Origin of the sequence: Mycobacterium sp. 2-64, assembly GCF_035918375.1 — a bacterium.
GTDB classification, from domain to species: Bacteria; Actinomycetota; Actinomycetes; order Mycobacteriales; family Mycobacteriaceae; genus Mycobacterium; species Mycobacterium intracellulare.
The window spans coordinates 2571353-2595966 of sequence record NZ_CP142361.1; the positions used below are offsets into that span (position 1 = coordinate 2571353).

Annotated in this window: 27 protein-coding genes; 16 read left to right on the plus strand and 11 right to left on the minus strand. The window is 65.2% G+C overall.

All coding sequences use genetic code 11. The features are described from left to right. Window positions 1-3: 3 nt before the first annotated feature. Window positions 4-600 carry a PaaI family thioesterase gene (locus QGN31_RS12230; protein WP_080588065.1) on the minus strand — a complete coding sequence of 199 codons (597 nt, stop codon included), beginning with the start codon at window positions 598-600 and terminating at the stop codon, window positions 4-6. Between the two features lie 165 nt (window positions 601-765). Between QGN31_RS12230 and QGN31_RS12235 the strand changes: the two genes are divergently transcribed. Then, window positions 766-3222 (plus strand): CaiB/BaiF CoA transferase family protein, encoded by a 2457-nt coding sequence (locus tag QGN31_RS12235; RefSeq protein WP_041785002.1) that lies wholly within the window; start codon window positions 766-768, stop codon window positions 3220-3222. 4 nt (window positions 3223-3226) lie between these two features. On the opposite strand, the gene QGN31_RS12240 is transcribed toward QGN31_RS12235, so the two are convergent. Next, on the minus strand, window positions 3227-3910 hold the full coding sequence (locus QGN31_RS12240; protein WP_014384940.1) for a TetR/AcrR family transcriptional regulator: 684 nt from the start codon (window positions 3908-3910) through the stop codon (window positions 3227-3229). A gap of 141 nt (window positions 3911-4051) precedes the next feature. Between QGN31_RS12240 and QGN31_RS12245 the strand changes: the two genes are divergently transcribed. Genes QGN31_RS12245 through QGN31_RS12290 form a run of 10 tightly spaced genes read left to right on the plus strand, consistent with a single transcriptional unit; the run spans window position 4052 to window position 11881 of the window. Further along, complete coding sequence (locus QGN31_RS12245) at window positions 4052-5188, plus strand: amidohydrolase family protein (RefSeq protein WP_014384939.1); 1137 nt, start codon at window positions 4052-4054, stop codon at window positions 5186-5188. A 4-nt stretch (window positions 5189-5192) separates the two neighbouring features. Continuing rightward, window positions 5193-6392, plus strand: coding sequence for a thiolase C-terminal domain-containing protein (locus QGN31_RS12250; RefSeq protein WP_014384938.1), 1200 nt, complete (start codon window positions 5193-5195; stop codon window positions 6390-6392). Beyond that, window positions 6389-6832 (plus strand): Zn-ribbon domain-containing OB-fold protein, encoded by a 444-nt coding sequence (locus tag QGN31_RS12255; protein WP_014384937.1) that lies wholly within the window; start codon window positions 6389-6391, stop codon window positions 6830-6832. The genes QGN31_RS12250 and QGN31_RS12255 overlap by 4 nt, the downstream gene beginning before the upstream one ends. Window positions 6833-6845: 13 nt before the next feature. Beyond that, complete coding sequence (locus QGN31_RS12260) at window positions 6846-7055, plus strand: hypothetical protein (RefSeq protein WP_014384936.1); 210 nt, start codon at window positions 6846-6848, stop codon at window positions 7053-7055. 19 nt (window positions 7056-7074) lie between these two features. Further along, window positions 7075-7890, plus strand: a complete 816-nt coding sequence (locus tag QGN31_RS12265; protein ID WP_014384935.1) for a mycofactocin-coupled SDR family oxidoreductase — start codon at window positions 7075-7077, stop codon at window positions 7888-7890. A gap of 24 nt (window positions 7891-7914) precedes the next feature. Beyond that, window positions 7915-9375 carry an aldehyde dehydrogenase family protein gene (locus QGN31_RS12270; RefSeq protein WP_014384934.1) on the plus strand — a complete coding sequence of 487 codons (1461 nt, stop codon included), beginning with the start codon at window positions 7915-7917 and terminating at the stop codon, window positions 9373-9375. Between the two features lie 17 nt (window positions 9376-9392). Beyond that, the gene (locus QGN31_RS12275) at window positions 9393-9842 is read left to right on the plus strand and encodes a VOC family protein (RefSeq protein WP_139826533.1); all 450 of its coding nucleotides are present in this window, start codon (window positions 9393-9395) and stop codon (window positions 9840-9842) included. 42 nt (window positions 9843-9884) lie between these two features. Beyond that, window positions 9885-10718: a hypothetical protein gene (locus QGN31_RS12280; RefSeq protein WP_014384932.1), complete on the plus strand. Its 834-nt coding sequence runs from the start codon at window positions 9885-9887 to the stop codon at window positions 10716-10718. Between the two features lie 23 nt (window positions 10719-10741). Next, window positions 10742-11698 (plus strand): alpha/beta hydrolase, encoded by a 957-nt coding sequence (locus QGN31_RS12285; RefSeq protein ID WP_232065603.1) that lies wholly within the window; start codon window positions 10742-10744, stop codon window positions 11696-11698. A gap of 9 nt (window positions 11699-11707) precedes the next feature. Beyond that, window positions 11708-11881 carry an NAD(P)-binding domain-containing protein gene (locus tag QGN31_RS12290; protein WP_014384930.1) on the plus strand — a complete coding sequence of 58 codons (174 nt, stop codon included), beginning with the start codon at window positions 11708-11710 and terminating at the stop codon, window positions 11879-11881. A 373-nt stretch (window positions 11882-12254) separates the two neighbouring features. On the opposite strand, the gene QGN31_RS12295 is transcribed toward QGN31_RS12290, so the two are convergent. Further along, window positions 12255-13346 (minus strand): phosphotransferase family protein, encoded by a 1092-nt coding sequence (locus tag QGN31_RS12295; RefSeq protein WP_201358721.1) that lies wholly within the window; start codon window positions 13344-13346, stop codon window positions 12255-12257. 44 nt (window positions 13347-13390) lie between these two features. On the opposite strand from QGN31_RS12295, the gene QGN31_RS12300 reads away from it, so the two are divergent. The 4 genes from QGN31_RS12300 to QGN31_RS12315 all read left to right on the plus strand — a co-directional run bounded on the left by QGN31_RS12300 (window position 13391) and on the right by QGN31_RS12315 (window position 16054). Continuing rightward, window positions 13391-14437 (plus strand): TIGR03857 family LLM class F420-dependent oxidoreductase, encoded by a 1047-nt coding sequence (locus tag QGN31_RS12300; RefSeq protein ID WP_014384928.1) that lies wholly within the window; start codon window positions 13391-13393, stop codon window positions 14435-14437. Between the two features lie 35 nt (window positions 14438-14472). Continuing rightward, window positions 14473-15189 carry a hypothetical protein gene (locus QGN31_RS12305; protein WP_014384927.1) on the plus strand — a complete coding sequence of 239 codons (717 nt, stop codon included), beginning with the start codon at window positions 14473-14475 and terminating at the stop codon, window positions 15187-15189. Window positions 15190-15272: 83 nt separating this feature from the next. Beyond that, window positions 15273-15776, plus strand: coding sequence for a cytochrome c oxidase subunit 3 (locus QGN31_RS12310; RefSeq protein WP_014384926.1), 504 nt, complete (start codon window positions 15273-15275; stop codon window positions 15774-15776). Next, on the plus strand, window positions 15776-16054 hold the full coding sequence (locus QGN31_RS12315) for a cytochrome C oxidase subunit IV family protein (RefSeq protein ID WP_014384925.1): 279 nt from the start codon (window positions 15776-15778) through the stop codon (window positions 16052-16054). The genes QGN31_RS12310 and QGN31_RS12315 overlap by 1 nt, the downstream gene beginning before the upstream one ends. A 3-nt stretch (window positions 16055-16057) precedes the next feature. Here QGN31_RS12315 and QGN31_RS12320 read toward each other — a convergent pair whose 3' ends face one another. From QGN31_RS12320 to QGN31_RS12340, 5 genes are read right to left on the minus strand one after another with little or no spacing between them, the layout of a single operon-like run. Beyond that, the gene (locus QGN31_RS12320; protein WP_014384924.1) at window positions 16058-16639 is read right to left on the minus strand and encodes a nuclear transport factor 2 family protein; all 582 of its coding nucleotides are present in this window, start codon (window positions 16637-16639) and stop codon (window positions 16058-16060) included. A 5-nt stretch (window positions 16640-16644) separates the two neighbouring features. Further along, a complete protein-coding gene (locus QGN31_RS12325) occupies window positions 16645-17568 on the minus strand; it encodes an SDR family NAD(P)-dependent oxidoreductase (RefSeq protein WP_326544703.1) in 924 nt (307 codons plus the stop codon). After that, the gene (locus tag QGN31_RS12330; RefSeq protein ID WP_139826540.1) at window positions 17565-17999 is read right to left on the minus strand and encodes a Zn-ribbon domain-containing OB-fold protein; all 435 of its coding nucleotides are present in this window, start codon (window positions 17997-17999) and stop codon (window positions 17565-17567) included. Before QGN31_RS12330 ends, QGN31_RS12325 begins: the two co-directional genes overlap by 4 nt. Beyond that, on the minus strand, window positions 17996-18799 hold the full coding sequence (locus tag QGN31_RS12335) for an enoyl-CoA hydratase/isomerase family protein (RefSeq protein WP_014384921.1): 804 nt from the start codon (window positions 18797-18799) through the stop codon (window positions 17996-17998). The genes QGN31_RS12330 and QGN31_RS12335 overlap by 4 nt, the downstream gene beginning before the upstream one ends. Further along, on the minus strand, window positions 18796-20070 hold the full coding sequence (locus QGN31_RS12340) for a cytochrome P450 (RefSeq protein ID WP_041785000.1): 1275 nt from the start codon (window positions 20068-20070) through the stop codon (window positions 18796-18798). Before QGN31_RS12340 ends, QGN31_RS12335 begins: the two co-directional genes overlap by 4 nt. Before the next feature lie 168 nt (window positions 20071-20238). Between QGN31_RS12340 and QGN31_RS12345 the strand changes: the two genes are divergently transcribed. Beyond that, a complete protein-coding gene (locus tag QGN31_RS12345; RefSeq protein WP_326544704.1) occupies window positions 20239-21321 on the plus strand; it encodes a Gfo/Idh/MocA family protein in 1083 nt (360 codons plus the stop codon). Between the two features lie 5 nt (window positions 21322-21326). Here QGN31_RS12345 and QGN31_RS12350 read toward each other — a convergent pair whose 3' ends face one another. The 3 genes from QGN31_RS12350 to QGN31_RS12360 all read right to left on the minus strand — a co-directional run bounded on the left by QGN31_RS12350 (window position 21327) and on the right by QGN31_RS12360 (window position 24592). Further along, entirely contained in the window at window positions 21327-21902 is a 576-nt protein-coding gene (locus tag QGN31_RS12350) for a cysteine hydrolase (RefSeq protein ID WP_169716664.1), read from the minus strand. 67 nt (window positions 21903-21969) lie between these two features. After that, the gene (locus QGN31_RS12355) at window positions 21970-23103 is read right to left on the minus strand and encodes a Zn-dependent alcohol dehydrogenase (protein WP_041785616.1); all 1134 of its coding nucleotides are present in this window, start codon (window positions 23101-23103) and stop codon (window positions 21970-21972) included. Between the two features lie 25 nt (window positions 23104-23128). Then, window positions 23129-24592 carry an aldehyde dehydrogenase gene (locus tag QGN31_RS12360; protein WP_014384916.1) on the minus strand — a complete coding sequence of 488 codons (1464 nt, stop codon included), beginning with the start codon at window positions 24590-24592 and terminating at the stop codon, window positions 23129-23131. Window positions 24593-24614: the final 22 nt, after the last annotated feature.

The following is a 24614-nucleotide window of genomic DNA, read 5'->3' on the forward strand; positions in this document are numbered from 1 at the left end:
TGCTCAGGGTTGATCAGGGCGCAGCACGATGAACAATCCCTCGGCTTCTGCGCAGAGGGTGTCGCCGTGACACAGCTCCGCGCGCAGGATCCGTTTGCGTCCCTGCTCGCTGACGAACCACCCGCGTACCGTGAGTTCCTTCCCGATGGGTGTGATCGACCGGTAGTCGGTGTGCAGGTACGCGGTTCGCGAAGGCTCCCGATCCCCGGAGTTGGCGAGCTGACCCAACACCTCGTCGAAGAGCAGCGGAATGGCGCCGCCGTGGGCGGCGCCACCACCACCAAGGAAGTAACGGCCGAACGTGACGGTGCCGGACACGCCGTCGTGATCTCCCGCTGTGATCGTGATGCTGGGCGCCATGGTCTGACCGTGACCGGGGAGGTCGAGTCTTCTGGCGAATATCTGCCTACGCTCCGGAACGGCGTCGGGGGACAGTCTGTCGGCCCAACTCTTCAGGTCTTTGGTCAAAGCCTCGATGGTCGCTGTGTCCGGAGCGGCGGCGGCCACGTCGTCGAGGAAGTCCCGCAACGCGGCGATCATGTCGCCGTACTCCGGGCCACCGCCCGGGCTGCGGACAGTCGGTTCCTGCCAGGACCGCATCTGCGGGAAACCACCACGCTCGACGGGCTGCTCGGTCACGGTGCTCCTCGGTTTGTCATTTTTCAAGACTAATGCATTGACATTAATCTTAGGCGCTGCGATGCTGGCGTGGCGTGCGTCACAACACGTCGCGAACGAAACTGCCCGCACACCGTAGGAGCGAAAATGCCGGAAGTCGGAACGGGATCGGCTGGTCCACTGGCCGGCCTAGTGGTGGTCGACCTATCCACGACACTGCCCGGCGCGCAGGCGACGCAGTTCCTCGCCGACTGCGGCGCCGAGGTGATAATGGTCGAGCCGCCCGACGGCAGTCCGCTGCGCGGCCTCGCGAGCTGGCCCGCTCTGCTGCGTGGTAAGCGCAGCGTGACACTGGACGTGCATGACGACGCCGATCTCGACCGGCTGCGGGCGCTGCTGCAGCGCGCCGACGTCATGGTGAACACTATGCGGCCCACAACCGCCGAGCGGTTGGGTCTCACCCACGACGCACTGTCGCGGCGGTACCCGCGACTCGTGGTGGCAACAATCACCGGATGGGGCTCGACAGGTCCGTTCCGGGATTACAAGGGCTGGGAGGCGCTGGTGATGGCCAAGACCGGCGTCATGCACGAGAAGCGCGGCCTCACCCCGCGACCGGGTCCGGCCTTCGTCACCTTCTCCTATGCGTCCTGGGGCGCGGCGCACGCCGCCGTTCAGGGAGTGCTCGCGGCGTTGATCGAGCGGGAGACCAGCGGGCTGGGTCAGGTCGTCGAGACCAACCTGGTGACCGGAATGGGTTCGATGGATCCGTACAACTGGTTCTACGAGATGGTGCTCGAACGCTATCCGGGCGCATACGAGCCGATGGATGCCGCCTATGACGACCAGGGCAGGCCGCAGGCGTACCTCATTTACGCGCTGCTGGTGTGTCCGACCAAGGACGGCCGATGGCTGCAGTTCGCCCAGGTGTCACCCAAGCTGATCGGTGCGTGGCTCAAGGAACTGGATCTGCTGGGAGAACTCGCGGATCCGAAGTGGCAGGGCTTCCCCATGCTCCCAACTCCCGAACTCCGCACCGAGTGGTGGGACATGATGATCGAGCGGGTGCGGGGCCGCACGCTCGCCGAGTGGCAGCAGGCCATGGCGGAGAACCTCGACCTCAGCGGGGAGCTGTTCCGGACTCCTGAGGAGTCGCTGGACCATCCTCAAACCGCACACGAAGGCCGTGCCGTCACCGTGACCGACCCCGAGTTCGGGCCGGTGCGCCAGCCGTCGACCCTCATTCACGCAGAGGGCAGGCCGCTGACCGAGCTGCGGCCCGCCCCACGACTCGGTGAGCACAACGATGCACCGATCGTCGCGGATCCGGTGGAAGCCACGACGATCAACGGCGTCGCTGCGGATCGCCCGCCGCTTAACGGTGTGACGGTGCTGGAGTTCGGCAGCATGTTCGCGGGCCCGTACGGCGCCACGCTGTTGGCCGACCTGGGTGCGCGCGTGATCAAGGTCGAGCCGCTCGAAGGGGACAACATAAGGAGTCTGGTCGCGTTCCCGGAGGCCGGCGGGGGAAAGGTACTGCAGGGCAAGGAGAGTGTCGCCATCGACTTCACCAAGCCGGAGGGGCTCGACCTGGTGTACGAACTCGCGAAGCGGTCCGACATCGTGCTTCAGTGCTTCCGCGGGAAGGCTGCCGAGCGGGCGAAGATCGACGAGGCGTCGCTGCGGGCGGTCAACCCCGACCTGGCCTTTGTGACTACCTCCGGCTACGGGCTCGACGGCCCGTTCGCGCACCGCGCGGCTTACGCACCGTCGGTCGGCGCGGCGTCGGGCCTTTCGCTGATCGACAGCCACGATTCGGGTGACCCACCTGCTGACGTGGACGACCTTCACCGACGGGCAGTCCAGCTTCACGCGGGCGGCACCGTCCCCGCGGTGCAGTCCGACGGCATCGCGGCGCACGGCGTCGGTTCAGCGCTACTCGTCGCGTTGTACGCCAAGCGCCGCGGCATGAAGCTGACGAACGTGGTCACCACCATGCTCGGCACCGTCCAGCAGGCGATGATTCCGTACAACGCGAGCTACGCGTCGCGTCCGGCGGAACGTGCCGCCGATGACCAGTTCTTCGGAATGAATGCGCTCTACCGGATGTACCGCGCGGCCGACGGCTACGTCTTCCTCGCCGCACCGCTGCCGCGCGAATGGCCTGCGTTGGCCAAGGCCATGTCACCCTACGTCGAGCTGCACACCGACGAGCGATTCGCCGACGCCGACGCCCGCGCGGCTCACGACGACGACCTGATCGCTGCGCTGACACCGGTGTTCGCCACCAAGACCAAGTTGGAGTGGGAACACGAACTGACCGCGCAGGACGTCGGATGCGTCGAGGTGGTGGAGGCGAACTCAGAACTGGTGCTTCAGACTGACCCGTACTTCGAGGCCGGCTACGCGGTGGAGGCGGTCAGCCCCATCTTCGAGGAGCACCGTCGTCTAGCGCCGTTGTGTCGGTTCTCGCGATCGCGGACACGGGCGGATGCGGGCTGCACGATCGGTCAGCACACGGACGCAGTACTGCGCGAACTCGGACTCGACGAGAACGCGATCGGCGCCCTGCGGGAGAACGCGGTGATCGGCGGCGGCAGCTAGACCGTCAGGAGTCGTCGGCGGCGATCAGCGCACGGGTTTCGTATGACACCGGTGCGGTCAGCATGCCCACCCAGGTGTCCACATAGTTGTGCAGCTGCGCCTCGCTGACTCCGTGCCCGGATCGGGCGGACGCAGCCAGCACGTTGATCAAGCTGATGTACAGCTGGAACGTCCGTCCGCGCCTGATCCGCTCGGGCAGGTCCTGCAGCGCGGCGTCGACCAACTCCTCCAGCTGCTCCTGGGTCCACTCGTCGTCGACGTGATCCGGCCAATAGTCGCTGCGCGCCCGGGGATCCTCACTGAGCCGAGCCAGGAACGGCACGAACATCTCGCCCGCGGCGATGCTGTTGGCGAGCGGCCGCACCAGCAGCCACACCACGGCGCGGGGATCCGCCTCCTTGCCCTGCTCGCGCATAGTCGCGAGCATCCGCTGTCGATCGGCTCCGAGCGAGGCCTGGCGGTAGGAGACGAGCGCGCGGATGAGGCCGTCGCGAGAGCCGAAGTGGTACCTGATCACGGAGGTGTTGGACTGTCCTGCAGCTTGCTGGATCTCCCGCAACGTCACCGCCTCGATGCCACGCGTGGCGAATAGCCGTTCGGCGACCTCCATGAGCATCACGCGCGTGGATTCACCCGAGGCGTTGCGACGCCGCGTGGCCGCCTGCGAATCGGCGCTCAGTTCGCTCATCGCGGTTCCTCCCGTCCGTCACAGTTCTACCGCTGGCCACGCCGATGTCGAGATAATAATGGACAAGCATTAAAAATGCTGGACTTTCCTGCCCCCTGGCTGGCATCATCAGCAGCAGCGGCTCGGACCCTTGGAGGACGAATGAGCATGATCTGGACGAACTCGGGAGACTCTCACTTTCTGGAACCCGACGACCTGTGGCAATCGCGGTTGCCCAAACGACTCGCCGACCTGACGCCGCGCGCGGAGAAGGATCCCGACGGGGAGTACGAGACCGTCTTTGTCGACGGGCAGATCTTCCGGCGCAAGCTCCCGTCGTCGGCGATGACGGCCTTCTTCGAGGAGAGCATGAAGCCGCAAGGCATCCGCGATGCCAAGGCCCGCATCGGGGACCTGGATAAGGAAGGCGTCTGGGGTGAGGTGATCTTCCCCTCGCTGGGAATGTGGGGTTCGACGTTCCGCACCCCCGAACTGCTCAAGGCGTGCATGCGCGCCAGCAACGAATGGGCGCTCGAGGAGATCTGCGCCGTGTCGCCGCGCTACGTGGTGACCGCGCAGGTGTCGACGCTGGTTGTCGAGGACGCGATCGAGGAGTTGCACTGGGCCGCGGGACAGGGCTTCAAGGCGGTCTTCCTGCCGACCACACCGCACCCGAGCGCCCCCGACTGGCACCGAAAGGAATGGGAGCCATTCTGGGCCGCCGCCGAGGAAGCCCGCATGGTGATCGCCTTTCACATCGGCACCGACCCCGTGGACATGACGGTCGGCGGCGCCAGCGGTGGTGCGGGCATGGTCTACCGCGGACCGGGTGGGGCAGTGCTGAACTATGCGGAGACGACCTTCTCGGGGCAGCGCGCGGCGATGAAGATGGTCGCCTCCGGGGCCCTGGATCGCCATCCCGATCTGAAGGTGCTCATCTCCGAAGGTGGAGCCACGTGGGTGCCGTTCCTTGGCGACCGGATGCTCGAGGGATACCGCCAGCACCATATGGCGGTACGGCCCAAGCTTTCCCGCAGCCCCAAGGAGATCCTCTACAGCCAGGTCTACGCGTCGTTCCAGCATGACGAAACTGCCGTGGCCGCCTTCGACCACATGGGCTACAAGAACGTGATGTTCGGCAGCGACTACCCGCACATGGAGGGAACCTTCGGTCACACGCAGGACACCCTCAAGGGCCTCTTCGACGGCGTGAGCGACGAGACTAGGCTACGGATCACCCAGGGCACTTTCTATGAACTGTTCCCCGACGTGCCGCCGATCCCGGCCGAGAAGTTCTGAGCGCATGTCGAATACGTCGGGCCTACGCGATGTCGCCATCGTCGGCGTTGGCGCCACGCCCTACTACAAGCGTGGCGGCTCGCTGCCCAAGTCGATCACCGAGTTGGCCGGTGAAGCCATCCTGGCCGCCTGCGAGGATGGCGGTGTTCCGGTCACCGACATCGACGGTTTCGCCTATTACTCGGGTGCTAGCGCAGGCTACACCGAGAAGATGGACACCGCTGATTTCGTGGAAACCCTTGGCATTCCCGAAGTTCGGTTCACCGCGGCGCTGACGTCCGGCGGAGGTGGTTCGGCGGGGGCAATCGGGTTGGCGCGTGCCGCGATCGTGGCGGGTGACGCCTCGGTGGTGGTCACGGTGATGGCGTTGCAGCAGGCTAAGCAGCGCCTGGGGTCGGTGTTCTCAGCGATGGACCCGGATCCGATCAACTCGTTCCTGCAGCCGTCGGGCCTTTTCGGACCGGGCCAGCTGATGTCCGTCCTGGCCCGCCGGCACATGCACCTGTATGGCACCCGCCGCGAAGCCTTCGCGGAGATCGCAATGTCGACGCGGACCAACGCGTTGAACCGACCGAAGGCCATGCACCGCCAGCCACTGACGTTGGAGGACTACTTCAACGCCAGGATGATCGCAGAGCCCTTGTGTCTCTACGACTTCTGCCAGGAAACCGACGGCGCCGTCGCGGTGATCACCACCAGTATGGATCGGGCCAAGGACCTCAAGCAGCCGCCGGTACCCGTGGTCGCCGCCGCGCACGGCGGTGTGCGCGATTGGGGCAGAGCGTTCGCGTGGATGGGGATGCCGGACGAATACTTCGCGTCCTCCGGCAACGCGCCCATCGCCAAGCGACTCTATGAGCAGGCCGGCGCCGGGGCCGCCGATATCGACGTGGCGCTCTTGTACGACCACTTCTCGCCGATGGTGCTGATGCAGCTCGAGGACTACGGGTTCTGCGGCAAGGGCGAAGGTGGCGCGTTCGTCGAGAGTGGAGCCATCCGGTTCGACGGCGGCAGCATCCCGGTCAACACCCACGGCGGACAACTGTCTGAGGCCTACATCATCGGAATGACTCACATCCTGGAGGGGGTCGAGCAGATGCGCGGTACGGCCATCAATCAAGTGAAGGACGCCGAATTGGCTTTGGTCACAGGCGGTCCTGCGAGCTTGCCGGTCAGCGGCCTCATTCTGGGGAAGGCAGCGTGAGCACCGCGGCAGCAATTCTGGCCACCACCATCCCCGGCGAGCACGTCCGGATTGCGGTCAACAAAGACACCGAGCCTTTCTGGCAGGCCGCGAAGGAGCGTCGCCTCGTCGCGCCGCAGTGCGCGGAGTGTCAGACGTTCCGGCTGCCCCCGACACCGTTCTGCCCCAATTGCCAGTCCAAGGAAGTGAATTGGGTCGAGCTCAGTGGTGTGGCAACGGTGTACAGCTTTGCGGTGGTGCACGGGTTTCCCGGCATGCCGGACTTGCTGTTGGTGCCTGCCGTCCTCGACCTGCCCGACGCGCCTGGAGCCCGGCTGGTGTCCAATGTCGTTGACGTCGCACCAGCCGACGTCTCCATCGGCATGTCGCTGCGCGTGGACTTCTCACCCATCGCGGACGGTTGGCTACTGCCGATCTTCCGTGTCGCTCAAACCGATTAAGGAGTGGAACGCCATGTCCGACGACAGTGCGCTTCATGAGAAGCCGCTGGAGTTTCTCACCAGCATCGCCAATACCGGCGGAGACTGCGACGGCCAGGCCATTCTCCCCGTGAACGGTCACTTCCGGTGCACGTGCTCGTGCGGCGAGTGGGACGTGAATGTCGATGACCCGCAGGAAGGCCTGCGCCAGGCGAGGATTCACACAGCTAGCGCGACCGACTAGTTTCTGAGGAGCCGAACGCATGGGTAGTCTCGACGGCAAAGTTGTCTTCATCACCGGTGCAGCGCGTGGTCAGGGCCGCGCTCACGCGGTGCGACTGGCCGCGGACGGCGCGGACATCGTGGCGCTGGACATCTGCCGTGACATCGATTCCATCGACTACCCCAACGCCAGCCCGGAAGACTTGGACGAGACCGTCGAGCTCGTCGAGAAGGAGGGCAGGCGCATCGTCGCGCGTCAGGCCGACGTGCGTGATGCCGATGCCGTCGAGCAGGTCGTCGCAGATGGTCTCGGCGAATTCGGTCGACTCGACATCGTCATCGCGAACGCCGGAGTCATCCGGCTCGGCGCCGGTGGAGACCGGCGAAAGGCGTTCCGCGACATCGTCGATGTCAACCTGATCGGCGTCTGGAACACCGTGGAGGCCGCCACCCCCGCACTGGTCGAAGGGGGGCGCGGTGGGTCGATCGTGATCACCTCGTCGAGTGCCGGACTCAAGGGCACCGGCACCGACAGGGTGGGAGGGCAGGCCTACACAGCAGCCAAGCGCGGACTCGTGGGCTTGATGCAAGTGTGGGCAAACGAATTGGCGCAGTATTCCATTCGCGTCAACACGATTCATCCGACGGGCGTGGCCACGGGGATGGTGATGAACGACGCGATGGCGGCGATGTTCGAAGCAAACGACCCCGCGCTGTCGACGATGCAGAACGCGTTACCGATTCAGATCCTGATGCCCGAGGACATCGCGAACGCGGTGGCCTTCCTGGTCTCTGACGAAGCCAAGTTCATCACCGGCACTGCTTGGCCGCTTGACGCCGGCTTCGCCGTCCGCTGACCGCCCGAGAGGAAGTAATCGACAATGACGAGTTCCGTTGACGTAGAGCGTCCCAAAGTCGAATTGCGCATCGGTGCCGAACGGTTATCCACCGGCTCGGGCGGTGTGCGTCAGCACATCGATCCCACGACCGGTCGGCCAGACGCCGACGTCCCAATGGCCGGGCCGTCCGAGGTTGACCGGGCCGTGCGGGTGGCGCACGCGGCATATCTGAACTGGCGCCGCACCAAACCCGCAGACCGTCGGCAGCTGCTGATGCGCCTCGCCGATCTCATCGAAGCGCGCTCGGAGGACTTCGCGCGAATGGCCGCGCTGGACAACGGCACACCGATCGCGACCTCGTCGGTCATGCTCCCCGTGGCGGTCGAGTGGACCCGCTACTACGCCGGGTGGGCAGACAAGCTCAGCAGTGAGGTGACCGCGACGCTGCGGGCGGACGGCGAGTTCAGCTACACGCTGGCGCAGCCATGGGGCGTCATCGGTGCGATCATCACGTGGAATGGCCCGCTGATCTCGTTGGCGATGAAAGTTCCTGCGGCAATCGCGGCAGGAAACACCGTCGTCATCAAGCCGTCAGAGTTGACGCCCTTCACCGCGGGGCTCTTCGCCGACGTCGCCGCAGATGCCGGGATTCCCGCCGGCGTCATCAACGTCGTGCCCGGTGGGGCCGAAGCAGGCGCAGCGCTTGTCGAACACCCGTTGGTGAAGAAGATCAGTTTCACCGGCGGACCCGAGACGGCGCGAAAGATTTTGCGGTCCTGCGCCGATCAGATCAAGCCGGCGGTGATGGAACTTGGTGGAAAGTCGGGCAACATCGTATTCGCCGACGCAGACCTCGACACCGCATGCGGAATCGGAACGATGATGTCGGTCGGAATACTCAGCGGGCAGGGCTGCGCCTTCCCCACTCGAATGATCGTCGAGCGATCGATCTACGACGAGGTCATCGAGCGGGTGAAAACGATCGCCGGTTTCTTGAAGGTGGGCCATCCGTTCGAGGCCGACACGATCTCCGGACCGGTCGTCAGTCAGCAGGCGCTGAACCGGATCTCGGGAATGGTCGAGCGGGCCATCGCGGACGGCGCGCGCCTGGTAATTGGCGGCGGACGCCTGGGCGGTGAGTTCGCCGACGGGTACTTCCTCGAGCCCACCATCCTCGCCGACGTGGACCCGCAATCGGAGCTGGCGCAGACCGAAGTGTTCGGGCCAGTGCTCTCGATGATCCCGTTCGACGACGAGGAGCATGCGATCGAGATCGCGAACGGCACCCCGTACGGTCTGTCGGGCTACGTCTTCACAAACAATCTGCGCCGCGCGCACCGGGTGGCCGAGGAACTCGACACGGGCGAGGTGCTTATCAACGGCGCCCCTAACCTCGGTTGCACGCGCCCGTTCGGCGGCATCGGCATCAGTGGGATGGGCAAGGAAGGTGGCCGAGCGGGCCTCGAGGAGTTCCTGCATTTCAAGACCGTGAGCATGGCGTGACGGCGGCGACTGGTCAGGTGGCCTCCGACGAAGACGTCCTCGACCACGCCAGCGCTTCGCTAACCCTGCACGTGCGCGACCTGGACGCGTCAGTGCGTTGGTATTCCAGTGTTTTCGGGACCCGGCCCGTCCACCGCGGCACCGACACAAGCCTCGACGGCGTCGGCACGTCCTTCGCCGTGTTTCTTCTTGCGGGCATGAAGGTGTTCCTGAGCGAAACGGGAGCCGACCACGGCGATTGCGACCACGAATCACATCCGCCCACTCTTGTCTTCATGACGCGAAGACCACTCGGACCGCTTCGCCACCAAATCGAGAGTCGCGGCGCGCTTTTCAGAGATGAGACCGTGGATGGGTTCCCGGCCGATGCCGACGGCGTCCGTGCGGGTCGCAATGCTGAGTTCCTGTGGTTCTACGACCTCGACGGCAACAAGATGGAGTTTTGCCGAGTTTTGAAGAAGGACTGACGTCATGACGCGGGGGATCGAAATGCGCTGGAGGGGGCTGTCATGATCTTGCCTGCCGACTACATCCCAATGCCCACCGAGCTCAGCCCTCCCACCGGCTCGTCGGTGGGTTTCACCGCCGCAGCCGCCGTCATTGTGGTGGCGTTGCTGGTGTGGTGGTGGTTCTCAGGCGAACGCCGGAGGGGACCCATCCTGCCGTTGCTCTTCGTTGGCATCGCCATATCGGCCATCGTGGTCGAACCGGTCTACGACAACACCCTCGAGTACTGGTATCCGCCGGACAACGCGCTCGGATTGTTCAACACATATGAGCGAACCGTGCCCTTGTTCACCGTGATTGGCTATGCCTGGTTCTTCGGTGGGACGTCTTACATTCTGTGGCGGCTGTTCCAGCGCAGGGTGAGCAGACGACAGATCTGGGGTCTGTTCGGAATCGTGGTCGTTATCGACGCGCTGGCGACCGCCACGGCAGGCTGGCTTGGGATCAGCGGGTTTTACGGCGACCAACCGTTCATGTTCGGCGGAGTAAATGTGTGGTTCGCCTTCGCCGACGCGACCGGTTCGATCGTCGGTGCAGTGATTCTCTACCTCTTGGTGCCCCGGATGCAGGGCTGGAAGTGGCTGTGGTTGTTGGTGATCCCGACGATCTCGTACGGCGCGGTTCTCGGCGGCGTGACGTCACCAGTGGTCCTCGGCCTGCATTCGGATTGGACGACGTCGGGCCGATGGCTTGGCGGCGCAGGAACCATCGCGCTGTGTTGCGTCGTCACGTATGGGTGCGTTGCGATTGCGGAGAAGGGCTTGTCCTTCGGAGCAGTGTCGATTCCGCGCAACGACACGGCACCCGAACCTGCGACCAGCGTCCCGCCGCACTGATCATGGCTGACGCGCCAGTTCCGTTGACGTTCGACGTCACGGCAGGAGTGGGCACCGGTGAGCAGTTGACGCAGGCGGCATGGGCGTTCCTTCCCGACCGCCCTGCCGATGCGCGAGCGGTGCTTCTATGTCTCGCCGGTGGTACCTATGACAAGCACTATTGGCACATCGACATCGACGGCCATCGCGGGTATAGCTTCGGTCAGCACCTTGCCGATTCCGGCTTCATCGTGATCGCCGTCGATCACCTCGGCATCGGCGCAAGCAGCGACCCTGTTGCTTCGGGTCCTCTGGGATTGCGGTTGCTTGCCGCCGGCGACGCCGAAGTGGCGCGACAGGTCCGAAATCGGCTGAGCCGCGGCACCTTGCTCGACGGCGTCCCGCTGACTGATGCGCCGCTGGTAGGTGTCGGGCATTCGATGGGCGCCTGCTTGACCACAATGGTGCAGGCCACGGCCCACCCGTATGACGCCGTCGTGCTTCTGGGCTACGGCGTGCAGATCACCAACGTATACGAAAAGACCTCTGATGCAGCCGAACTCGAGCAACGCATCCAGCAAACGATCGAGGCGTCGTGCCAACTCACTGGTGCCGAGCCCACAGACAGTCACACCGTCGCGCCCCGCGATTACCTAGCTGATTTGTTCTACGCGGGGGAGGTCCCGCGCGAAGTGGTCGACGCCGACACCGCCGTACAGAGTCGCGTTCCGCTGCGGGCCGCCGCCGAGGTCACCACCCCGGGATTCGTCGAGGATTACACCTCAAGTGTTGATGTACCTGTCTTTTTGGCGTTCGGCGCAACGACTGATGTATCGCCGAATCCTTATGCCGAGCCAGCCAACTACTCCGCCGCTCCCGACGTCACCCTGCACCTGGTCCCGAAGTCCGGCCACTGCCACAACTTCGCGAGTCACCGTGCCCTGCTATGGGACCGCATCGCGGCGTGGGTACCGACCGTCGTCCGATCCTCCAACCGGTAGGAGCGCCGCATGACCGAGGTCATCGGTTTCATTGGCGCAGGGCAACTCGGAGAGCCGAGGGTGTCTCGTTTGATCGATGCCGGTCACCCCGTGCTCGTGCACACCCGCCGCCGTGAGGTGCGGGACCGGGTGGTGTCGCATGGCGCAGCCGTGGCCGATTCGGTGGCCGATCTGGCCCGATAGGGGCCGGGATTGCGGTCACGATCCTCTAGCGCGAACGCGTCTACCGCGACATTGGGGCGGGGAAGCGTTGGTGCCGTGGGGATCCAGGAGGCAATACGCCTAGACGTGGCGGACGTGGTTCCCGCGACTGAAGGCGTCCCCGTGATGACCAAGATGGTGTCCTATGACGAGTCGCAGAACGTTGATGAGGCCCAGCGTCGGTCCCGCGACTTGTCCAACGTGGTCGACGGCGGGTGTCGTCGGCGTCGGTCACCCGGAACTGCGCGAAGCGTTGGCCACCGCGGCCACCAAGGCCGCGGCCACGGTCATGGCCGCTCCGTTCGAGGCCTTCGCGCCCGACATCCTGACAACGCTGGCGTCGCCTGACAGCTTGTCAGATCCTGTCGAGGTAGTGCTCCACCAACGCGACAGACGTCCGCGGATAGCTCATCGCCGTCGTGGCGTCCAAGCCGTCGCGCACGAGTAATCGGGCGAGCCGGTTGTTGATCAGCGACAGCACGAAAGCCGCCACCAGTTGGTAGTAGGCGATATCGCCAGTCAGGCGGCCACCAAAGTCGAGATAGCGGCGCACGAACCCGTCGTCGTCGGGGATGCCGGGTAGCCGGGTGAAGCCCAGCGCTTCGCACAGAAAGCGCTCGAACATCAGCCACCAACCGAGGTCGATGTCCGGCGGCCCGGTGCCTGCGGTCTCCCAGTCGAACAGCGCGACGACCTCGAGATTGTCACCGAAGCACATGTTCCCCACCCGTGCGTCGCCCCAGACGATGGTCTCGGTGTCGGTGTCGGTGTCGGGCGCCGAGTGGACGATGACCCGCAGTGCCTCGGCCAACGTGTCGGCGCCCACCACGAGATCGGCGCGGCACCATTCGAACCAACCGCGGAGCTCGTCCACATAGCGGTGCAGCGCGGTGCGGGTCGGGTCGGCGTCACCACGGAGGAAGGCCAACGTGTCCGGGTCGTCGACGCGGTGAAGCGCAACCAGCGCCCGCAGTCCGTTGTCGCATAGCACTGAGCGCTCATCGGCCGACAGGTCGACCGTCCACCCGCGCTTGTGCCAGCTCGGAACGTCCGAAGGTGTCTGCCCCGACACCCGTCGCATCAGATAGAAGGGCGACCCGAGGACCGTCGCGTCGCGTTCGATTCCGATAACCTCCGGCACCGGAAGGCCATGCGCGCTCAGACGTTTCATCACGTCGGCCTGGCGCGGCGCGTCGGGAGTGGTGAACAGCTGGTGGTTCTCGGCCTGCGCGCGCAGTACCAGGTCCGCGGCGTGGTGTGCACCGAATGGGTCGGTCCAGGTGGCGGTGAAGAAAGCCGTCTTCCCGGAGTAGCCGGCCTGCGGAGCCGTGAACTCGGAGATCTCGAACGCGTTCACGCCACCGGGCGCCAACCGTTCGGGAAGCCACGCCCGCATGACCTCGCGCATGCGGTCGCCGACGTCACCGCGCGCGGATGTGTACGGCATAGACCTCCTTTGCAAACCTGAACACTACTGTCAGAATAGCGGTCATGGAGCGACATGAATCCGGTGGCATCGCGCTCGGCGCCTACGTGCTTCCCGGACGTGTCACTGATCCCGGCGCGGCCATCGGTCAGGCACGAGCCGCAGAGCGGCTCGGTCTGCGCACGGTGTGGCTGAGCGAGCGGTGGGGCACCAAGGACCTAGGAGTGATCGCAGGCGCATTAAGCCAAGTCACGTCGAGCGTCCGAATCGCTTCGGGTATCACGCATTTGCAGTCCCGGCATCCCGCGCTGCTGGCGTCGCTTGCGATGACGACTCAGGCGCTCTCGGACGGGCGGTTCGTTCTCGGCGTCGGGCGCTCGGTCGACGCCATGTGGACGGCCGTTGGGCTGCCGCGCTCCACCAGCGCCGCGATCGTCGACCACGCCGACATCTTCCGGCGGCTGTGCCGCGGCGAGAAGGTCCACTATGACGGACCCGCGGGGAAGTATCCGTCGCTGCGGCTCAACGACCTTCCCGACCAACCGGTGCCGCCGTTGGTCTTCGCCGCGATCGGCCCCAAGGGCCTGGAACTTGCGGGCCGTCACTTCGACGGTGTGCTTTTGCATCCGTTCCTCACTCCTGCAGCCGTTCGCCGTTCAGTCGAGCGCCTGCGCGACGCCGAACACGCGGCTGGGCGGCGGACGGGCAGCGTGCGGGTGTATGCCACCGTCGTGGTGGCGTGCGAGCTGCCCGCCGAAGCGGAACTCGCCGTGGTGCGTGCCCGGGCAGTGACGTACTACCAGATTCCCGGCTTCGGAGAGCGCCTGGCGGCGGTAAATGGGTGGAATCGGGAACCGTTGACACGGTTGCGATCCCATTCGTTATTGGCTGGTATCAAAGGCTCGGCGGACTCTGTGCTCACCCGCGAAGAACTGGTAGAAGTCGCGTCGGTATTGCCCATGGCCTGGACCGGCGAGGCGGCGGCGGTTGGAACGGCGCGTGCCTGCCACGCGATGTTCGAGCGCTACCGGGACGCCGGCGCCGATGAACTGGTTCTGCACGGCAGCACGCCCGACAGGTTGGGTACGCTGTTCGCGGATCCATTAAACTAGTTAAACATTGAGCGGATTATAGTTACGATGCCATCGTGGACCTCAAACTCCAACGCATCGCCGCGTGGGGCGGCATCGCCATGCTCGCTCTGTTCTTTATCTTCTTCATGCTCATCGCAAAGCTGATTCCGCCGCTCTCGCCGACCGCCAGCGCTGCGGCCATCACCGACTTCCTCATCGCCAACAAGCTGCGGGTACGGGTCGGTCTCGCCTTGAGCCTGCTAGCAGCCTGCGTCGCGTTACCCTGGTTGGCCACCATCTGCCTGCGCGTACGTCGCGTCGAAGGCAAGTGGGGAGTGCTGTCGATGACCCAGATCTTCGCTGGGGTCATCTTCGTACCGGGCTTCCTCTTTCCCATGATGGTGATGGCTGCAGCGGCCTTTCGTCCCGAAGAGCGCGATCCGCAGATCACCCAAGCCCTTAACGACGTGTTCTGGCTGATGTTCGTCGGGATCGTCGGGACCCTGGTGATCCAGGCCTTGGTCTTGACTTTGGCGTCCTTTCTCGATCGGACGGAACCGGAAACATTTCCGCGGTGGTTCGGCTACCTGAACGCGTGGTACGCGCTTCTGGCCTTGCCGGGTGGGGCGGTCATGATCTTCAACGACGGCCCGCTGGCTTGGAACGGGATTTTCGCCTTTTGGGTTCCATTGGTGGCGTTCTCTGTGTGGATGATCGCGGTGACCGTGGTGTTGATCCAGTCGATCAGTACAGAGCAGTCGGCGGAGCCGGTGACCGCCGCGGCGTCGTGACCGTCGAAGCGCCCTCGACCACTGCAGCGCCTGCCCGACGGCTCCCTGGCGAGAGTGGCACCTGGGTCTTCCTTCTCGGCGACATGCTGGTCTTCGGCGCGTTCTTCGCCACCTTCATGGTCGAACGCGACAAGGCGCCCGAACTCTTTGACGTCGCGCGCAAGACGCTCCACCTCGGGGTCGGCCTCGCCAACACGCTGGTGCTGTTGACGAGCTCACTGTTCGTGGTTGTCGCGCTGGGAGCGCTGCGCTCGGGAGCGCATCGGCTAGCGCGCTCAGTCGTGTCAGGTGCGATCGCTTGCGGCGCAACGTTCATTGCGCTCAAGGCCTTCGAGTACTCCTCGTTGGTGGTGGATGGGCACGGAATCGGGGCGAACCACTTCTACCTCTACTACTTCATCCTCACCGGCGTGCACCTGTTCCACGTCTGCGTCGGCATGGGTGTCCTGACATTCCTGCTGACCCAGACTGGGCGGCCCGAGCTCGGTGCGACGCGGATGGCTGTCGTGGAGGGCGGAGCCTGCTTCTGGCATCTCGTCGACCTGCTGTGGATCGTGCTGTTTCCGTTGCTGTACCTGGTGGCCTGATGACCGGTCCGTCGGCCCTCACGTTCGTCCGCAGCCGCGCGGGACTGTCGTGGCTGGTTCTCATCGTGGCGACCCTGATCTCTTATGCGCTGGGCGCCGACCACGGCACCGGATCGGTGATGGTAGTCGTAGTGCTCGCGATTGCCGCGATCAAGGTTCGGCTCGTCGGGCTCGACTTCATGGAACTGCGCAGTGCCCCAATACCATTGCGCCTGATCTTCGAGGGTTACTGCCTCGGGCTGTGGGCTATGCTGTCCGGACTGTACTTGTTCGGTTGACCATCAGTGCGACCGAACGCCGAAGTCGATGTCCTGGATGCCTTTGAACGGCGTGAAGCCGTCCTTGCCCAACCATGACGGGCTGGCGCTGTGCCCGGGCTCCGGCCGCGCCCAGTCGACCCACGGCCCCCAGTCCTCGCGGCGCAGTTGCTGTTCCAGCGTCTGCGGATGTCTCTTCGCGGCCGCGGAGTAGCGCCGCGCAAACTCCTTCATCTCGGCCATCACCCAGACGTCCTCCTCGGAACGCCACTTTCCGTCGCCGGCGTACTCGATGAACTGATAGGACGGGAAGTCGATGGGCGGTGCGCCGGGCTCCGGATTGTCGGCACGATTGAACACCTTGTAGGCGACCCGCGCCCCGTCGATGACGTAGAAGATTAGCGGGCTGTAGACCTGCGGCGCGGCACCCATCGTGCCTTCGAGGAATTTGGTGATCTCGTCGGGACCGGTGAAGGTTCCGTAAAAGTGGTCGAAGTAGGTCGCGTCGTCGGTGAACAGGTTGGCCCAGGCCGCCCAGTCCTCGAGCACGGGGCCGGTCATGAAGTAGCGTCGGAACTCTCGCTCGACTTCTTCGATGTCTGCCATGGTCGTTAACCTCCGCGTCGTAGTCCTGTGTTGCGTGTGCCGAATATCTCGGTAGCCATGATGGCGCCGAGTTTGCCTGCGTCCCAGCGCTTCTGGCCGTTAGATGCCGATGCTGCCGGATGCCAGCCTTTGAGCAGCTGAAGGTGTTCACCCATGGCCCGAATCACCTGACCGCTGACGTGTCCGGCCTCCGGGCTGGCCAGCCAGGCCACCACCGGGGAGCCGAGCGACGGATCCTTGGGATCGAACTCGTCGTCCGATCGTTCGTCGGGTTCGATGGGCGCCTGCGCTCCTGGCATCGACGCCGACATCCGGGTGCGTCCGCCCGGGCTGATCGCGTTCACGGTAGCGCCGATCGACGCCAACTCGAGGCTCAGCGTCTGGGTCAATCCCACGATCGCCGACTTCGCGGTGCTGTAGTTGGTCTGTCCGAAGTGACCGTGCAAGCCTGCTCCGGAGGTGGTATTGATGATGCGTCCGTACACCTTTCCGCCTGATGCCTTGGATTCCGCACGCCATTTGCGGGCAACGGCGCGGCTGGTGAGCCAGCTGCCGCGGACGTGCACCCGCATCACGAGGTCGAAGTCGTCGACGCTCATGTTCCAGATCGCCTTGTCGCGCACGATGCCCGCGTTGTTGACGACGATGTCGAGGCGGCCGAGCTGCGAGTAAGCCCGCTCCACCGCGAGGTCGACCTGCTCCTCGTCGCCCACGTCGCTGAAGTCGGAAACCGCTTTCCCGCCCCGGCTTTCGATAATGGCCACCACCTCGTCGGCAACTTTTCCGGTGCCTTCACCGGACAGACTGGTGCCGAGATCATTGACGATCACGGTGGCGCCGTGCTTGGCCAGCTCAAGCGCGTGACCGCGGCCGATGCCATGGCCTGCGCCGGTCACCAGGGCGACCTTGCCCTCGAGTAGTCCTGTCACTGGTTCTCCTCGCTAGGTGTGAACACCGTAAGGTAGGGACTTTCGGGATCGTCCTCGTCGACCGCACGAAACAACGCCGTGACCGGCATCCCGACCCGCAGCCGATCCGGCTCGACGCCGTCGATCGTCGTCATGAGCCGTGGCCCCTCGTCCAGTTCGACGATCGCAGCTACGTAAGGCAGCCGCTCCTTGAAGGGGGGCAGATCATTCACGTACACAGTCGAATACGTGTAGAGCGTTCCGAATCCGCTGGCCTGAACGGGGTGGACATCCTCGCTCCAGCAGTGCGGACAGAACGGTCGCGGGTAGTGGTGGACCTTGCCGCAGGCCGCGCATTCGGTGATCAGCAGTCGACCTTGCCGAGCCGCCTCCCAGTATGAAGCACTTGCGGCGTCGATCGTCGGAATATCTGCCCTTGCCACGGCCGTCACCACCCGGTGAACTCGGTCGGACGCTTCTCGACGAACGCCTGCACGCCCTCTTTGGAGTCGTGCGAGTACGACTGGAGTTCCTGCGCCATCGCCTCCGCGACGAACGCGCCAGGCCGGTCGGTGTCGGGGGAGTCGTTGAGAAGCCGCTTGGTGAACGCGATGGCACTGGTCGGCGCGCCGGCCAGCCGTCCCGCGAAGTCGGCGACGGTGGAATCGAAGTTCTCGACGCTCACCACCCGGTTCACCAGCCCCAGCCCCAACGCCTCAGAGGCCGTGAGTCGTTCGCCGAAGAACGCCATTTCCTTAGCCTTCTGCATGCCGATGCGGCGAGGTAGCAGGTAGCACCCACCGCCGTCGACGACGAGCCCGCGTTTGACGAAAGACTCTGCGAAGTAGGCGTTTTCGGTGGCAATCACTAGATCGGAGGCGTAGACGACATGCGCCCCAAGCCCGGTTGCGGCCCCGTGCACCGCGGCGATCACCGGCTTGTTGCAGTCCAGGACACACGCCACCAACTTCTGGGCCCCGTTCATGATGCGCCGCATGGGCTCCATCACGCGTTTCTCACCCTGCGCGCGCCGATCGGCCAGCGAACCCACATCAGCGCCGGAGCAGAAGTGTTTGCCGTTGGCGCGCAGCACCACGACGCGCACCTTCTCGTCGCCGTCGGCGGTGGACAACAGCGCGATGAGCGCGTCCCTGTCGTCGGGCCGGACCGCGTTGGCAGCCTCCGGCCGGTTCAGGGTGATGGTCATGACTCCGTCGGAGATGTCCGACAGGACCGTTTGGGGTGTGCTCACGGTGTGTAGGTCGCCTTCAGATGTTTGATGCCGTTGACGAAATTCGACCTCAGCATGACTGGCTCACCTGCCGCCGTGATGTCGGGGTATCGCGCATAGAGCATGTCGAAGGCCACATTCAACTCGAGGCGGGCCAGGTGAGCGCCCAGGCAATAGTGCGGACCCGGACCACCGAAGGCAATGTGGTTGTTGGGTTTTCGAGCAATATCGAAGATTTCGGGTCGGGCGAAGACCGCGGGGTCCCGATTGGCGGCGGGATACCACATGACAACTTTGTCGCCCGCGTTGAACGTATGGGTGACCTGGCCATCCTCATTGGTGAGCGTCACCCCGTCGCGGGTCACGGTGCGGCGCATGTGGATCACCGGACTGGCATACCGCAGAATCTCTTCGATGGCTGTCGGCGCCAGCTCTTCGTAGTTGGCCAGCAGCCTGTCGCGTTGGTCGGGGTGCTCGCTCAGGATCAGCAGGCCATGGGTGAGCGCGTTGCGCGTGGTCTCATTGCCCGCGCCGATCAGCAGGATGAAAAACTTGGCCAACTCCTGCGGGGTCAGGTTCTCCTCGTCTGAGGTGACCAGCTTGCTGATCACATCGTCACGGGGATTGGTTATGCGATCTTCGGCGATGCCCTTCAGCAGTTCGATGAGTCGCTCGCTCGTCTCGGTCACCGCCTTCTCGATGCCGGACACGGTCTGGTCGGGAACATATTCGGGGTCCGATGCGCCGAGCACGACGTTTGTGGCGCGCAGGATGAACCGCTCGTGCTCGCGCGGCACACCGAGCATGTTGTCGATGATGCGCAGCGGCAGCAGGGTGGCGAACGATGAGACGAAATCGCACTCGCCCGAGCGCGGCATCTCCTCGAGGATCTCGGCGGTGGTCTCCTGCACCTGGCCGCGGAGTTCGGACAGGATCCGGGGACTGAAGCCCCTCGAGACGATCTTGCGGAGCCGTTGGTGTTCGGGATCGTCCATGTCGATGATCGAGCCCCGGTATTCGCGCATTTCGGCGGTCTGGTCGAAAATCTGGGTGCCCTGCCCGGAAGCGAACTCGGCGGGGCGACGGCTGATGGCAATGACATCGCGGTGCGATCCGACCGCCCAGAATCCGCGCACGCGCGGGGAGCCGGGACGGTTGGTACGGACGAACACCGGGCCCCCAGCCTCGCGGAGGCGTCGGTACAGCTCCGTCCGGTCGCCAGGCCGCTCCTGCCACCATTGCAGGTCGACCAGCGGGGCGAAGTGCTGCTCATCGATGTCCGTCGCGCTCACAGCATCCGATTCTGGCACTCATGTCACTTTTAGGCAACGTCGCAGTACCGGCCGATATAAGCGGTTGACTTCGAATCGCACTCTTGAACACAGGAGTCATCTAACATTAGCGTCACTACTGGGTCCGGGCGCACCGAGCCGGGCCGACGGCAAGATTGGGGAGTGCAGATGACATTACGGGTCGGCATCATCGGCGTCGGCTGGGGTGCCCATGTGCAGGTGCCGGGATTCCGGGCGGCCAAGGGTTTCGAGCCCGTGGCACTCTGCGCACGCACTCCGGAGCGCCTCGCACGGGTGGCCACCAAGCTTGGCATCGAAGAGACCTCGATCGATTGGAAGTCGTTCGTTACGCGAGACGACCTCGACGTCATCTCGATCGCGACGCCGACGACCCTGCACCACGACATGACGCTGGCCGCGCTGGCCGCAGGTAAGCCCGTGCTGTGCGAGAAGCCGCTTGCCGGTGACCTGGATGCGGCGCGTGACATGGTGCGCGCCGCCGCCGAGGCCAACGTGCCCACCGCCTGTTGCTTCGAGAACCGGTGGAACCCAGACTGGTTGGCCGTCGCGGACCGGGTGCGTTCCGGCTTCCTGGGCACGCAGTACCTCGCGCGCGTGAGCCGCAGCGCATCGTATTGGCACCCGAGCCATCCCCTGCAGGCTCACTGGATGTACGACCGTGAGCAGGGCGGCGGATACCTGGCAGGCATGTTGGTGCACGATCTTGACTTCCTGTGCAGCTTGCTCGGTCGGCCGGTGTCGGTGTGCGCGGAGGTGCGCACCAGTGACCCCACTCGTGAGCTGCCCGATGGTGGGACGCTGCGCGTCACCGCCGACGACACCGCGGCGCTGCTGATGCGCATGGAGTCCGGGGTGACCGCTGTCCTGAGTGTTTCGGTGATGGGCGCCCACGCCGACCACTACCGACTGGAACTCTTCGGCTCCGACGGCACGATCATCGGTGACGGCGATTTACGCTCTGCGGCATATCGTCTCGGCGCCGCGGCTGACGACGGGCTGAGGCCGCTGACCGTCGACGACCGCGAGCCTGCGCATCCCGAGCGGCTCCCCGACGGGCTGGCGGGCCATGCCAGCCGGGCGATGGCGCTGATGCTGCAGGACTGGCTGCCCGCGTTCGACGGGGGTCCGAGCGAAGCTGCCACCTTCGAGGATGGACTGCTGTCACTCGCAGTGATCGACGCCGCGCGCCGCTCCTCCGAGGGTGGCGGCTGGGAGCCCGTACAGGCCTGAGGCCCCTAGCAGTTGTGCCAGGCGGTCATCACGTCCCGGGTCGTCGGTGTGGGACCGAGTAGCCGGAGCGAATGGCGGAGCATGGCGTCGACGAATTCCGCTGGGAGCCCTGATACTCCGTCGCTGAGCACGGCGACGCGGTACCCGAGATTGACCGCCTCGATGGCCATGCCGATGATTGCCTCGTTCACCGACACCCCGCCGATCACGAGCGACTCGATGTCGAGGCTGCGCAGGATGGCGTCGAGGTCGGTGCCGGTAAAGGCGGACATGCCATGTCGGCGCGCATGCACGACGTCGGGTTCTAAGGGCGCCAATTCAGCGATGATCTCGGCCGCGGGACTGCCCTCCGCCATGTAGCTTGCGTCGTGTCCGAGCGTCGCGGCCAGTAGCGGAGTATTGATCCGGACGCCGACGTGATTGGCCCGGAACTGCAGGGTGGCATGAATGACCGGTACGTCGAGTTCGCGTGCCTGGGCGCAGAATTCAGCTAGCCTCGTTGGTAGTCGCGCGGCAGCGACCGCACCCGAGAGCTCACGCATTGCCTCTGGCGCCAGGTCGCCGACGATGCCGCGCTGCATCTCGGAAATGATGACGGCCGTGCCTCGGCGGGGGATCAGGTCAGACAATTGCATGCGCGTACCGCGGTCAGCCCGCTGACGGCTCCGCCGGCGGGTAGAGCAGGACGCCGCGGATGTTGGCTCCCGCGTGCATGTCGGCGTAGCCGTCGTTGACCTTCTCCAATGGATACGTTCGGGTGACCATGGTGTCGAGGTCCACCTGGCCGGCGCTGTACAACTCGAGAATCTTGGGGATGTCGGCGCGCGGATTGCCCGAGCCGTACAGCGTTCCGATGATCTGCTTCTCGGTCAGTGTCAGGTCCATCAAATTGGCCCGGATCTCGCGCTCCAACATCGGATGGATGTTGGTGACCACCAGCCTGCCCCGCTTGGCCGTCATCGCGAGGGCCTGGCCGACCAGCTGGCCGTCGCCGACGCCCATCGCGCAGATGAACTTGTCCACGCCGCGGTTCCAGGTGGCCTCGGCGACAACGGCTTTCGCTTCCTGCCAGTCCGCCACCGTGTGGGTCGCACCCATCTTCGCCGCTTCTTCCCGCTTGTACTCCGACGGGTCGATCACGGTTATGGTGCGCGCACCCGCGAGCCGGGCGCCCTGGACCGCCGCTGCGCCTATGCCGCCGACGCCGGCGACGGCCACGGTGTCTCCCGGCCGTACGTCGGCGGCGTACACCGCCGATCCCCATCCGGTGATGAAGCCGCAGCCGAGCAGGCAGGCGAGGTCGAGTCGGTAGTGCTCCGGGATCTTGACGCAGCTCGCCTCGTGGACCACGGTGTGATGCGAGAACGAACCGACGCCGCAGGCTAACGCGAGGTCCTTGTCGCCGATATGGTGGCGGGCGGTTCCGTCGTGAATCTGCATGCCGGAGTAGATCTTTGCGCCAAGATCGCACAGGCTCTGATGACCGGTCGAACACGACGGGCACCGGCCGCAGGATGGAATGAAGCTGAACACCACGTGGTCGCCAGGAGCGAGCCACGACACATGATCGCCGACGGCCTTGACCACGCCGGCACCCTCGTGCCCACCGATGCAGGGCAGGGCGATCGGCATGTCACCAGTGACGAGGTGGTCGTCGGAATGGCACATACCTGATGCATGAAGTTCGACCAGTACCTCGGTCGCCTTCGGCGCGTCGAGCTCGATGGTCTCGATCGTCCACGGCGTGTTGCGCTCGTACAGGACCGCCGCCTGGGTCTGCATGCTCATGGGCACGCCCTTTCTGTCCTCAACGGATGATGGCCTGATATTCGATGAAGCCGGCGATGCCCTCGGGACCGCCTTCGCGGCCGATGCCGGATTGCTTGAACCCGCCGAACGGGCTGGCGAAGTCCAGCACGGCTGTCGAGTTGACGGCCACCGATCCGACCTCGAGCCGTGTCGCAACCGCCGAAGCACGCGCCGCGTCGGACGACCACACCGCACCGACAAGTCCGTAGCGAGAGTCGTTGGCGATGGCAACCGCTTCGGCGGCGGTATCGTCGCCAACGTCGTCATAGGCGATGACGACCGCGACCGGACCAAAGACCTCCTCGCGGGCGATCTCCATGTCGTTGGTCGCCGCGACGAGCGCCGGGGCGACGTACCAGCCTGGGCGGTCCGGCCGTTCGCCGCCCACCAGGATCGTGGCGCCCTCTTCTCGCGCACGCCGCAGGAAGCCCTCCGCCTTGTCGCGAGCCGCCTCGTTGATCACCGGTCCGATGTCGGTGGACCGGTCGGCCGGATCTCCTACGGTGAGGCCGGCGACCGCATCGGTCAACGCCGTCACGTATTCGCCGTAGCGGCTGCGCGGCAACAGGATTCGCGTCAGGGCCGCGCAGAGCTGGCCATTGTTTCCCATCACGCCGCTGACCAATCCGGGCACCGCGCTCTCCAGCTCCGCGTCGGGCAGGACGATGGCCGCGGACTTACCACCCAGTTCGAGGCTGTATCGGCGGATGCGAGACCCGCACGACGCGGCGATCCGCGCACCCACTGCCGTCGATCCGGTGAAGCTGACCTTGTCGACTCCCGGATGCTCGGTGAGCAGCTCGCCCGTGGCGGCACCGCCGTTCACGACGTTGACCACGCCGTCGGGGATTCCGGCCTGTTCGATCGCGTCGGTCAGCGCGGCGAATTCCAGCGGTGCGTCGGGTGCCGGTTTCAAGACCACCGTGCACCCTGCGGCCAGTGCGGGGCCGAGCTTCAACGCGGCGATGAACAACGGCGTGTTCCATGGCACGATCGCGCCGACCACCCCGACGGGTACGTGGCGCACCTCGACCGTCCCGCCCGTCATCGAGGGACGGGTGGCGAAGAAGGGATAGTCGGCGGTGATGGAGGCATAGGCCTTTAGCACGCCGACGGCGGTGATCACCTGACCGAAGGTGCTCCAGGATCGCGGTGATCCGATCTCGGCGGTCGTCAGGTCGGCCAGTTCACCCTTGCGCGCCTCGAGCGCATCGGCCAACCGGCCGAGTGCGGCGCCGCGCTCGGCGGGAGAGGTGGCGGCCCATGCGGGCAGGGCAGCGCGAGCGGCTGCAACGGCGGCGTCGACGTCGTCTCGCCCGGCGACACTGACGGTCCCCAGCACCTCGCCGCTGGCCGGGGACGTCACGTCGATCGTCTCGGCGGGGGCACCCGTGATCCATTTGCCTGCGACGTAGCTTGCCGCCAACTCGACCATGAAGACCGATTCTGGCACCAATGTCATCTTTCGACAAGCGGCTCATTTG

What these genes read in the sequence shown, in the direction of transcription:
- QGN31_RS12345 (WP_326544704.1), top strand. Translation starts at nt 20,239, where the DNA reads ATGACATTACGGGTCGGCATCATCGGCGTCGGCTGGGGTGCCCATGTG.
- QGN31_RS12265 (WP_014384935.1), top strand. Translation starts at nt 7,075, where the DNA reads ATGGGTAGTCTCGACGGCAAAGTTGTCTTCATCACCGGTGCAGCGCGT.
- QGN31_RS12310 (WP_014384926.1), top strand. Translation starts at nt 15,273, where the DNA reads ATGCTGGTCTTCGGCGCGTTCTTCGCCACCTTCATGGTCGAACGCGAC.
- QGN31_RS12350 (WP_169716664.1), bottom strand. Translation starts at nt 21,902, where the DNA reads ATGCAGCGCGGCATCGTCGGCGACCTGGCGCCAGAGGCAATGCGTGAG.
- QGN31_RS12355 (WP_041785616.1), bottom strand. Translation starts at nt 23,103, where the DNA reads ATGCAGACCCAGGCGGCGGTCCTGTACGAGCGCAACACGCCGTGGACG.
- QGN31_RS12230 (WP_080588065.1), bottom strand. Translation starts at nt 600, where the DNA reads ATGCGGTCCTGGCAGGAACCGACTGTCCGCAGCCCGGGCGGTGGCCCG.
- QGN31_RS12280 (WP_014384932.1), top strand. Translation starts at nt 9,885, where the DNA reads ATGATCTTGCCTGCCGACTACATCCCAATGCCCACCGAGCTCAGCCCT.
- QGN31_RS12360 (WP_014384916.1), bottom strand. Translation starts at nt 24,592, where the DNA reads ATGACATTGGTGCCAGAATCGGTCTTCATGGTCGAGTTGGCGGCAAGC.
- QGN31_RS12300 (WP_014384928.1), top strand. Translation starts at nt 13,391, where the DNA reads ATGGAGCGACATGAATCCGGTGGCATCGCGCTCGGCGCCTACGTGCTT.
- QGN31_RS12245 (WP_014384939.1), top strand. Translation starts at nt 4,052, where the DNA reads ATGAGCATGATCTGGACGAACTCGGGAGACTCTCACTTTCTGGAACCC.
- QGN31_RS12295 (WP_201358721.1), bottom strand. Translation starts at nt 13,346, where the DNA reads ATGCCGTACACATCCGCGCGCGGTGACGTCGGCGACCGCATGCGCGAG.
- QGN31_RS12315 (WP_014384925.1), top strand. Translation starts at nt 15,776, where the DNA reads ATGACCGGTCCGTCGGCCCTCACGTTCGTCCGCAGCCGCGCGGGACTG.
- QGN31_RS12260 (WP_014384936.1), top strand. Translation starts at nt 6,846, where the DNA reads ATGTCCGACGACAGTGCGCTTCATGAGAAGCCGCTGGAGTTTCTCACC.
- QGN31_RS12250 (WP_014384938.1), top strand. Translation starts at nt 5,193, where the DNA reads ATGTCGAATACGTCGGGCCTACGCGATGTCGCCATCGTCGGCGTTGGC.
- QGN31_RS12320 (WP_014384924.1), bottom strand. Translation starts at nt 16,639, where the DNA reads ATGGCAGACATCGAAGAAGTCGAGCGAGAGTTCCGACGCTACTTCATG.
- QGN31_RS12235 (WP_041785002.1), top strand. Translation starts at nt 766, where the DNA reads ATGCCGGAAGTCGGAACGGGATCGGCTGGTCCACTGGCCGGCCTAGTG.
- QGN31_RS12290 (WP_014384930.1), top strand. Translation starts at nt 11,708, where the DNA reads ATGACCGAGGTCATCGGTTTCATTGGCGCAGGGCAACTCGGAGAGCCG.
- QGN31_RS12270 (WP_014384934.1), top strand. Translation starts at nt 7,915, where the DNA reads ATGACGAGTTCCGTTGACGTAGAGCGTCCCAAAGTCGAATTGCGCATC.
- QGN31_RS12240 (WP_014384940.1), bottom strand. Translation starts at nt 3,910, where the DNA reads ATGAGCGAACTGAGCGCCGATTCGCAGGCGGCCACGCGGCGTCGCAAC.